The 9,538-nt window shown below is 27.1% G+C and carries 13 protein-coding genes and 1 tRNA gene; 6 read left to right on the forward strand and 8 right to left on the reverse strand.

Annotation, left to right across the window (positions count from 1 at the left end):
* Positions 1-275 precede the first annotated feature (275 nt).
* Positions 276-1,346 (forward strand): FMN-binding protein, encoded by a 1,071-nt coding sequence (locus I4V63_RS02695; protein ID WP_195999758.1) that lies wholly within the window; start codon positions 276-278, stop codon positions 1,344-1,346.
* A 206-nt stretch (positions 1,347-1,552) separates the two neighbouring features.
* Here I4V63_RS02695 and I4V63_RS02700 read toward each other — a convergent pair.
* The 3 genes from I4V63_RS02700 to I4V63_RS02710 all read right to left on the reverse strand — a co-directional run bounded on the left by I4V63_RS02700 (position 1,553) and on the right by I4V63_RS02710 (position 3,263).
* Positions 1,553-1,628: transfer RNA gene (locus I4V63_RS02700), tRNA-Met, on the reverse strand.
* Between the two features lie 324 nt (positions 1,629-1,952).
* On the reverse strand, positions 1,953-2,594 hold the full coding sequence (locus tag I4V63_RS02705) for an HXXEE domain-containing protein (protein WP_195999759.1): 642 nt from the start codon (positions 2,592-2,594) through the stop codon (positions 1,953-1,955).
* 114 nt (positions 2,595-2,708) lie between these two features.
* A complete protein-coding gene (locus I4V63_RS02710) occupies positions 2,709-3,263 on the reverse strand; it encodes a TetR/AcrR family transcriptional regulator (protein WP_195999760.1) in 555 nt (184 codons plus the stop codon).
* Positions 3,264-3,456: 193 nt separating this feature from the next.
* Between I4V63_RS02710 and I4V63_RS02715 the strand changes: the two genes are divergently transcribed.
* Complete coding sequence (locus I4V63_RS02715; protein ID WP_195999761.1) at positions 3,457-4,122, forward strand: HXXEE domain-containing protein; 666 nt, start codon at positions 3,457-3,459, stop codon at positions 4,120-4,122.
* Between the two features lie 188 nt (positions 4,123-4,310).
* Here I4V63_RS02715 and I4V63_RS02720 read toward each other — a convergent pair whose 3' ends face one another.
* Positions 4,311-4,511 carry a hypothetical protein gene (locus tag I4V63_RS02720; protein ID WP_243280430.1) on the reverse strand — a complete coding sequence of 67 codons (201 nt, stop codon included), beginning with the start codon at positions 4,509-4,511 and terminating at the stop codon, positions 4,311-4,313.
* A gap of 230 nt (positions 4,512-4,741) precedes the next feature.
* On the opposite strand from I4V63_RS02720, the gene I4V63_RS15555 reads away from it, so the two are divergent.
* Positions 4,742-4,906: a hypothetical protein gene (locus I4V63_RS15555; protein WP_243280431.1), complete on the forward strand. Its 165-nt coding sequence runs from the start codon at positions 4,742-4,744 to the stop codon at positions 4,904-4,906.
* Between the two features lie 162 nt (positions 4,907-5,068).
* On the opposite strand, the gene I4V63_RS02730 is transcribed toward I4V63_RS15555, so the two are convergent.
* Positions 5,069-5,755 carry an HXXEE domain-containing protein gene (locus I4V63_RS02730; RefSeq protein WP_195999762.1) on the reverse strand — a complete coding sequence of 229 codons (687 nt, stop codon included), beginning with the start codon at positions 5,753-5,755 and terminating at the stop codon, positions 5,069-5,071.
* A 106-nt stretch (positions 5,756-5,861) separates the two neighbouring features.
* Here I4V63_RS02730 and I4V63_RS02735 point away from each other — a divergent pair, with 106 nt between their 5' ends.
* A complete protein-coding gene (locus tag I4V63_RS02735) occupies positions 5,862-6,263 on the forward strand; it encodes a TetR/AcrR family transcriptional regulator (RefSeq protein WP_195999763.1) in 402 nt (133 codons plus the stop codon).
* A gap of 23 nt (positions 6,264-6,286) precedes the next feature.
* Positions 6,287-6,418: a hypothetical protein gene (locus tag I4V63_RS15745; RefSeq protein ID WP_279325738.1), complete on the forward strand. Its 132-nt coding sequence runs from the start codon at positions 6,287-6,289 to the stop codon at positions 6,416-6,418.
* Positions 6,419-6,501: 83 nt separating this feature from the next.
* Here I4V63_RS15745 and I4V63_RS02740 read toward each other — a convergent pair whose 3' ends face one another.
* A complete protein-coding gene (locus I4V63_RS02740) occupies positions 6,502-7,215 on the reverse strand; it encodes an EFR1 family ferrodoxin (protein ID WP_347707714.1) in 714 nt (237 codons plus the stop codon).
* Between the two features lie 228 nt (positions 7,216-7,443).
* On the opposite strand from I4V63_RS02740, the gene I4V63_RS02745 reads away from it, so the two are divergent.
* A complete protein-coding gene (locus I4V63_RS02745) occupies positions 7,444-7,923 on the forward strand; it encodes a MarR family transcriptional regulator (protein WP_195999764.1) in 480 nt (159 codons plus the stop codon).
* A gap of 204 nt (positions 7,924-8,127) precedes the next feature.
* Here the strand turns inward: I4V63_RS02745 and I4V63_RS15750 are convergent, their stop codons facing one another.
* Together I4V63_RS15750 and I4V63_RS02750 are read right to left on the reverse strand one after the other, a co-directional pair.
* Positions 8,128-8,253 (reverse strand): hypothetical protein, encoded by a 126-nt coding sequence (locus I4V63_RS15750; RefSeq protein WP_279325739.1) that lies wholly within the window; start codon positions 8,251-8,253, stop codon positions 8,128-8,130.
* Between the two features lie 53 nt (positions 8,254-8,306).
* Positions 8,307-9,398 carry a linear amide C-N hydrolase gene (locus tag I4V63_RS02750; RefSeq protein ID WP_195999765.1) on the reverse strand — a complete coding sequence of 364 codons (1,092 nt, stop codon included), beginning with the start codon at positions 9,396-9,398 and terminating at the stop codon, positions 8,307-8,309.
* Positions 9,399-9,538 lie beyond the last annotated feature (140 nt).

The following is a 9,538-nucleotide window of genomic DNA, read 5'->3' on the forward strand; positions in this document are numbered from 1 at the left end:
TAACTAGTACCATTTTCTTGATATCGTTTCGACTTTTTTCGCAATCTTTACTTTTATTATTTTACTAAAATCACATTCTATTTCAACCCTTTTGACTATTTTTATTTATAGATAACGTTTTTTAATGAATATTGAAATTTCAATTTAATTATATATTTAATTTTTTTATAAATCTATTTTGAAAATTTCTATCAATTGAAAATTATTATTGATAGAATCATTGACTTATTATATACTTAATATTATTTAAAAATATTTTTATAAAGGAGAATTATATGAATTTATTAATTTCTTTATTTATTGCTATTCTAATAGTAGGAGTTGGACATGCTTTTATAAAAAAACACTCTAAGCTTTGTTACATATTAGCTACTATTATTTCTTTAATACTAGTTATAATTTCATACACTGATGCAATGGCTAATATTCCTGAATTTATAAGATTTTATATATTACCACTCTTTACAAATAGTGCTTTTGCAACATCATTATTTATAATAGTTATGTATACTGGCGCATTAAAAAATGGTAGTAAGCTTATGAAGCTTTTGTTTCCTATAAGAGCTGAATTATCAATAATTGCAAGTATTCTTACCCTTGCTCACAACATAATTTGGGGTAGATATCACTTTGTTGCATTATTTACTAATCCAAAATCAATGGCACTAAATATGCTTTTAGCTGCAATCATTAGTTTAATATTAATTGCTATTATGCTTCCACTTATGATTACATCTTTTCCTAATGTAAGAAAGAAAATGAAGTATAAATCTTGGAAAAACCTTCAAAGATTTGCTTATGCTTTTTATGGATTAACTTATTTGCACATACTGCTTGTAATGATGCCTATGGCTAGAACTGGAAATGCTAAATATCTTATAAATGTTTTAGTTTATAGTATTATATACTTAACTTATGCTGCACTTAGAATAAACAAAGCTTTATCAAAAAAATATAAAAATAAGAAAATTACTTTCTTTATATACTTTATAACAATTGTAATTTTTTCTTTAGGTTGTGCTTATGTAGTTTATCCATCTATTAAAGCTGATAATTTTGATTCAACAACAAGACCTTCTTACGCTGACGGAACCTTTACTGGTAGTGGTTCAGGGTATAATGGTAATATTACCGTAGAAGTAACTATTGAAGATGGTAATATATCAGATATTGATATTTTTGATTCTGTTGATGACGAGCCATTTATAACTAGAGCAAGTTCTACTATATTTGCTGCTGTTATTGAAGCTCAAAGTGTTAATGTAGATACTGTTAGTGGTGCAACTTATAGTTCTAAAGGATGTATCAATGCAATAAGTGATGCTTTAAAATCTGCAAAACTTTAAGAACTTATTTTTACTAAAAGAATATTAATTAAATTTTGAGGAAGATAAAAAGGCCTATATACTATGGTCTTTTCATCTTCCTCTATTTTCACATAGATTATTTTCTAGTATTATTCTCACAGTTTACTCTCCTCACATAGTAGAATTTAATTTTATATAATTTATGCAAAAAAATAAATCTTATAAAAAATATAAGATTTATTTTTTGGTTGCGGGGGCAGGACTTGAACCTACGACCTTTGGGTTATGAGCCCAACGAGCTGCCAACTGCTCCACCCCGCGATATTATATTTTGTAAGCGCTCTTGCTTAACTTGTAACCTTAGTATAATCTAATAAATATATATAGTCAAAGTCAAATAATATTGCATTATGGCTTTAAAGTGTAAGAGGTAGCTTAGAGTCTTAAATGCAAGCAGATAATACTAAATATCATTTAAAGCTCCAATCTATTATTTCAAGAAATAAAGTTGTTTACTTCCATACAATGCTTATCAAAGATTAAAAGGAGTAAAAGAAATACTTTAAATCTTTCTTTTACTCCCTTTATAATAGTTTCAATCTACCACTTTATTTAATATAAATAATGTCATTAAACAATCTTCTTTTATTTAAATTTATCTATATATTTCTTTGCACGATAAACTTCTTCAGTTGTAAATTCATAGTCTGGCATTTTTATCAAACGCTTAAATATTGGAGAGCGAAATGCAACCCAATAGTTAAATACAATCCATACTAAAGCTATAATAAAGTCTGTTCCAGTATATATATGCATACCAAATGTTTTACTTAAATAAAATACAGAAACAGGTAGTAAACCAAATATTGATGTAAATAATCCTGGATTATACCAACTCTTTAGTGCAATATTAAATACTATTAAATGCATTAAGACTTCAGCAAATGCAAAAAGAATAACAGCCAAAGTTAAAAAACGAACCTTTGGTAAAAATAAAGGTAACAAATATACAACTACTGCAAACCATACATTACCAAACATTGCCGCAATTTGATTAAATGGCCAATTCTTAGGATTAGTATCGTTTATGTTCTTTTCAACTTTCATACCAATCCAAGGAAATCCTCCTGGAAATCCAAATTCCTCAAAAAAGTGTAGAAATATAAATACTAGTGAAATCAATAATGTTTTTTCTCTTAGTGTCCACTCTCCCACTGCTAGTATTAAGGCAAACATACTTGCAATATAAACTGAAATATAATACCAACTTTTAATACTTTTCTTCATTTTATGACCTCCTTGCTTCTTACATAATGGAATTATAATTTACACCTGTTGCCTTATCAACCGACAGTTTTAAAACGTATGTTGGAAAATCAACAATAAGATATTGATTCACATTTATGTTAATACTGAAAACATTCCCTTTTTCATTATTGTATATAATAATGAGGCAAGCTCTTCAGCTGAAAAAGACTTACCATTTTTATACCAATAAGTAATTGAATATAAAATAGCTCCAAAACTATATTCACATAAGATATCAATCCGAAAATCATCTTCTTTTAGATTAAATTTTTTAATAATCAATAATTTAACAGCTGCTTTATATTTTTCTGCAAAGGCAGGATCTCCTGTAGGACCAAGTAATATACTTAAATAATATCCATAATATTCATACACTTTTGCAGCTTTCACAATAAGCTCTTCTGAATCAAAATTCTCCACCGCCTCTTCTAATTGCTGAATCATTTTATTAATGAGTTGTTCTTCAGCATATTCAAGCAAATCATCAATATTAAAAAAATATTCATAAAATGTACTACGATTATAACCTGCTTTATCTGTTATATCTTTAATTTTTATCTTATATAACTTATTATCCTTATACAAATGCCAAAATGCTTCTATCAAGTTTGCTTTAGTTTGTTTACATACTTCTGGTTGTTTATTCACTCTTTCTATCCCTCCATAAAATCCAACAATCAACACTATAACTGTTGGTTGATGAGCAATATTTCATTGTTATAATTATTATATGATAGTTTGCTAGATATTTAAAAGTTGCTATGCACAAATTAAACTTACCTTTTAAATACTAGCATATACTATTAAGTTAAATATATATTAAACCAAGAGGAGGTATATTATGAATTTTTATCGTAATAATTGGTATAAGCTCACTATAGTTGCTTTTATTTTCTTATCATTTTTTATGGGATTTTGGGGCGTTAATATATTAACTCCTATTCAGAATATTCTTATGTTTAGTTTTATGGCACTGCTTGTTCATCAGTTTGAAGAGTATGTATTACCTGGTGGCGGTCCTGTTGTTATAAATAAAGCTAATTTCGGTGAAAAAGTTAACTTCCGTAACTTTCCTGGAAATATGCAATCTTCAATGATAGTAAATAATTCAGCTTATATTTTTTATATTGCTGCTATAATTTGGCCACAGTTTATTTGGCTTGGGCTTGCAACTATGTTTTTTAATCTATTTCAATTATTAGGACATGGAATTAAAATGAATCGTGGAATGAAAACTTGGTATAATCCTGGATTAGCTTCAGTAATTTTTCTATTTGTTCCAATAAGCATTTACTACATAATGTATGTTGTTAATAATAATCTAGTAACTGGATGGGATTGGCTTTTTGGTGCTATAGCATTTATTATAGCCCTAATTGTAACTACTATTTTACCAGTGCAACTACTTAAAGATATAAACTCTCCTTACTCTATACCAGAATATCAAGTTGAATGTTGTGATAGAGTGCAAGCTTTTGCATCACTTGAAATAAAAAAGGATAAATAAAAGATTAATATATCTATCTAGTAGAACCTAGATAGGTATATTAACCTTAATGTAGAGTTAAAATTCCTTCTTAAATTAAGAATTCACTTTGTAAATAATTCATATTGATAGCAAGTTATTTCCATGAAAATTATATTCAATTAAATATTTTATCTTAATTTCTAATTGAACCATCTAAGTCATTATCATTAAACAACTTTCTTTTGAGAAACCCTATTACTACCTATATCCTTAAACTCAACATATATCATTACTATTGATACATTTCCTGCAATAAAGTCAGCAATAGGACCAGAATACATTATTCCATCAATGCCCATAAATAAAGGTAATACAACTATTAATGGTAACAAAAATAAAATCTGTCTTGTTAAAGAAAGTTTAATCATTATTAAATACTCTCACTTTTACCAACTAATTACTATTGTATCAAATATAAAATTATAAATCATACTCCTCATCGCCTATGCTTTTAATTTTTCTGTATTGAACTGAAAATTTTCTATTTAAAACAAATAATGTAGTTATTTTCTAATTCATGTTGATATACAATTAAATGGATTGTAAAAAGGTATATTATTATATAGTTTCATAGGAATTTATTGAGGAGATATAAATAATGAATATTAGAAAAGCAACAAAAAAAGATTTATCAAGAATAGCAGAAATATATGTTTTTAATAATAGAGTGAATTATTGGCCAATTTTTAAAGATGGACTTATTAGCATTATTATTTGTATATACGTTAATTATTTGAGTATAATCCTAATTCAACAAATTTGAATTTTGCAAGTAGATTATATTACAAATAGGCATCTTGGAAAAAATACTTATAAAATAACTTAATAAATAATATAACCTAAAACAAAAAATAGCTGTATATTGGCAATTATAATATTTTGCCTATTAAATACAGTTATTTTTTATAGCTTTTATATAATTTTCTTATTTTATTACACTTTGATTAGATGAAACAAATTTATCAAAATAGCCTTTGCCCCAGTTATATGGATAAGGAGAGTTCTTACTCTTAAATATATCCTCTGCCCAGTTTATACAAATTCTTGCCATAATCAGAGTAAACACGATAGCAAGAAGTATCTCTAAAATTGTAGGCATACGATATTTAAAGAAAGAAATGATAAAACCAATAAATACAGGAAGGAAGCATAAATAAGTAGTAGCAAACCCTGGATTATATATAGTCTTCTTTCCCTTAGTAGCAAATCTTTTTTTCATTTGGAAGCCTGCAAGTGTATGAACAAATACTTCCATAGCAGATAGTAAAAACCATATTAGACAAACAATATAAGGCATTCCAAAACAAAGCATAATACAACCAAAAGCAATAGGAATGAAATTAGTCAACATATCAGTAAGCTGATTCATTGGATAACGGTCTGCAATTTCTTCCTTTGAGCCATGTTGTAAATTATACATATAGTAAAATCCACCTGGAAACTTCCATTCTTCCAATACATGAAGTACCAAACTAATAACAGATGCCACAGCTAATTTAGTTGGTACAGTCCATATATTCCAATTACCGATAAGTAATATAGTAAGAAAACTACCGATTGCAGTTATGACATATAGCCAGCATGAAAGCCAACCTTTAATAAATTTTTCCATATATTTATCCCCCTTAAGTATATATCATGATTTTGTGAGACTATTGTATCAAAACGTTTTTTATTATACAATAACGCTACAACTTATAATACAAGGGAGGCTAAAAATGTATCATATCCAAAATGATAAACGAGCACAAAAATCAGCTAGACTAATTTGTGAAGGATTTTTACAATGCCTAAATGAAAAAAATATAGACCAAATTACAATTTCAGATATTCAGAGAGCATCTTCTGTTAGTCGAGCTACTTTCTACAGACTATTTGATAATACCTCTGATGTTCTTTCATATTTATGTGAACAAATTTTTGAAAAGGTAAATTATGAGCATACAACTATGGAATATTTTAGTACCGAAGAAACTACTCTAAGATTCATACGACTATGGATGGAAAATAGAGTGCTATTAAAGGCTATAGTTGATTCTAATAGGATGGACTTTATTTACAATGCTCATATGAAATATCTAGCTCCCCATAAAGAATTTTCTTTCCTGATACCACTATAACTGATATACAAGCAGAATATTTGATGAGAACACTAACCTCATGTATTTCAGCATTTTTGGAATCTTGGGTTAAATGTGGTGAAAAAGAAGGAGAAAATGAATTACAAGAAATATTAAAGAGCTGTTTCAAAATTTTAGGTAACATATTTGATTAATAAGTTTATTATAAATAGTACGAATTAGTTAAAATAATATTTATAATTAAATAAGTAGGAGTTACTCCTACTTATTTAATTTACTAATTATTAGACTCTATGATTTCTTTTAATGAAATATTTTCATTCCTAAATCTAGAACTTGGATTCTTATCGCCTTTGACTTTAATGGCCTTTTTAGGACAGTTATTTACACACGAAAGACAAGATTCACAATGCTTACCGAATATAATATTTTTTGATTTATCATAAGATACATTTTCCCTTGGGCATACTTTTATACATGTGCTACACTTAATACACTCTTCATTTACATGAAAATTATCCACACTATCTATTGGATGAATAACATTTATAAATTTTACAAGATTCCTTAGAATGGCGCCTACTGCAATTCCATTATTGATATACATTCTATTGTTAGATACATCTTTTATTAATTGATTTATATTCTCTTCTATATTTTTATCTGTAGATTTTTGTTCTTCGATATCTACAAGTGGTATATGATTTCCTACCATAGCTATCTTATTAGAATAACTGATCCTTACCCCATTCTTTTTAGCAAAAGAAGTAAAATACTTTGTTGCATCTCCATTATTATTTCCACAAGTCATAATAGCAAATATATAAGGACTATTCAGTGTCACTTTTGTTATAAACTCCTTTACGATAGTTGGTACAGAAAGTCCATAAGTGGGAAAAACTATTCCTATCTTTTCATCTTCAAAAACATACTCTTTTCCTTTTAATACTTGAGGAATAGAATAAAGTTCTCCTCCAAATCTTTTAGCTATATATAATTAATTTCCAGTGCCTGTAAAATAAAAAATCTTCATGTTTATTTACCTCCTCTTCATGGTAACTAACAAATATTGTTTCCTAGGAAACATGATTATAATACCACCATTATGTTTCCGCGTCAACATTATTAAAAATTATGTATTACATCCGCTTTACAAATGTTACTAAAATTATTAAAATAATTATGTTTCCTAGTATACATTTGATAGGAGGTTATACTTTTGAATACAAAAACTGAAATTATTGCATGTGAGATTGAAGATTTAATTACACAATTTGAGGAAAAAAAATATTCACATAGTAATGAACAACTTACACAATTATTGAAAGAAAATGAAATTATTAATTTTAATCTGATTACACATACAGAATGCCACGTAATATCCTGTATTGCAAATATAAAAGAACCTAATGGAATTATGATCGCTGAAAAATTAAACATGACTAGAGGTGGAGTTTCTAAAATAGCCAATCGTTTAATAGAAAAAAATCTTATTACTACATATAAAGATGACAGTAATCAAAAAAAGATTTTCTATAAATTAACTAGGCTAGGAGAAAAGATTAATATAATTCATAATCAACTTCATAAAGAAAATCATAACTTTCTTTTAAAAATAGCTGATAATTATTCATCACAAGAACAGGATATAATTATTAAATTCATAAAAGATTTGAAGAATAATAATAAACACTTTTAAAGTTTTGATACTAAAAAGGATGTCCATATATGACTGAACTGCCCCTATCAAGTAAACAGTGTAAATGATATAAAATTTTATTATTTTAACTGTCTACTATAGGTCAGTCATGCCATTATAGACATCCCTATTTTTATAACTTATATTATTAACCATTTATACTATAGTAATCAAAATAACATTATTTTGAAGCAAAGCAATATATTAGTATTTTAATTTATTTTTAATAGTATTAGCACTAGGCTCAGCCTTTTCAACAAATATATAATACCAGGCCCCTGCTTCAATCTTTTCCTCTATAATTTTATTATGAGCATTTTCAAATACCAACCCCCTAAAGGCATATGGTAAAAATACAATAATGCTATATTATTTATATATATCTATTTCTTAGTAATATACTTAAAATCAGGTATCCTATTAAGATCATATTCAACATAATCATCAACATCTAATAAATCATTTAAATCTATACATTGAACTCTTTGATTTTCATATGTTACCCAATAAAACCTTAATGATTCAGCACACATTACAGCTGTATAAATTGTATACTCATACCGTTCTAAACATTCATCATACACAATTGTATTATTTTTTTCTGATAATTCAACTAAACCAAGAGGCACTGCAACATTATTAAATAAATGAATAATATTGCTAACTCCCTCCTCTTCATCTATCCCCTTAACAGCATACTTCTTCAAAAATGATAACCGAATAAACCTTGATGTAGAAGAACAATCTCCTGGAAGTCCCATTGCACCATCTCCCGTGAAACACTTATTTAATTTTTCTCCATTAATATCTAAAGTCTCATAATCTAAATTTCTAATATTAAAGTAATTTAATAAATTTAAACAATGCCAAGAATAGCTTGGACTATTAGTCATAACTCCCATGGAATTACGATAAATGCTTACTCCTGTTTTATCTGGCTCAATAATAACAGCTTCACCTGTTTTATCTGAAAATATCCAATGAATTGATGGTACTTGTCCAAGTATGGGTATATTCATTAAAGTAATTTTATTTTCAATCATATCAACAATTTCATCTACACTTTTACATCTCGTTAAAAGATATGTAACAAGAAACGGGGGCTGCACAGCTATTGTACCTTTAGCTTTTTTATCATTATATTTAGCAAAGCAACGATAAGCTAACTGACCACCCATTACACCTTTTTCATTAACACCTTCATACAAAATTGGTGTAGATTGCATAAGCCTTATTCCTGTTCCAACAGCTGCATACTTTGATACAGTTTTTGTTTTTTCAACTATGTTATTTTCTACTCTTGTCCCACATCCATAATAACTCTTACCTTTAGGAATATATATTATTTTACTTTCTTCAGCAATACAATTAAAATCAAAGTTTCTTCCCCATAGATGTTTATTATCTTCTGTAGTCCAACTCATAGAACTACATCCACCATTCATAGCATTTAATACTTTATTAATACTATCCATGAATTACCTCATTAAATTATTATTTTTTTCATCTAAATAGTATATGTAATAAATACCTAATCTTATTATAATTATAAATTTAAAAGGGGCTGTATCAAAATAAATTTTGATAATAGCCGATAAAAAAAGGAGGGTTCGAA

It is taken from the genome of Clostridium sp. 1001271B_151109_B4 (assembly GCF_015670405.1).
GTDB lineage: Bacteria > Bacillota > Clostridia > Clostridiales > Clostridiaceae > Clostridium.

Coding starts and splice junctions, on each gene's coding strand:
- I4V63_RS02695 (WP_195999758.1), top strand. CDS start 276: ATGAATTTATTAATTTCTTTATTTATTGCTATTCTAATAGTAGGAGTT.
- I4V63_RS02705 (WP_195999759.1), bottom strand. CDS start 2,594: ATGAAGAAAAGTATTAAAAGTTGGTATTATATTTCAGTTTATATTGCA.
- I4V63_RS02715 (WP_195999761.1), top strand. CDS start 3,457: ATGAATTTTTATCGTAATAATTGGTATAAGCTCACTATAGTTGCTTTT.
- I4V63_RS02720 (WP_243280430.1), bottom strand. CDS start 4,511: ATGATTAAACTTTCTTTAACAAGACAGATTTTATTTTTGTTACCATTA.
- I4V63_RS15555 (WP_243280431.1), top strand. CDS start 4,742: ATGAATATTAGAAAAGCAACAAAAAAAGATTTATCAAGAATAGCAGAA.
- I4V63_RS02730 (WP_195999762.1), bottom strand. CDS start 5,755: ATGGAAAAATTTATTAAAGGTTGGCTTTCATGCTGGCTATATGTCATA.
- I4V63_RS02735 (WP_195999763.1), top strand. CDS start 5,862: ATGTATCATATCCAAAATGATAAACGAGCACAAAAATCAGCTAGACTA.
- I4V63_RS15745 (WP_279325738.1), top strand. CDS start 6,287: ATGAGAACACTAACCTCATGTATTTCAGCATTTTTGGAATCTTGGGTT.
- I4V63_RS02750 (WP_195999765.1), bottom strand. CDS start 9,398: ATGGATAGTATTAATAAAGTATTAAATGCTATGAATGGTGGATGTAGT.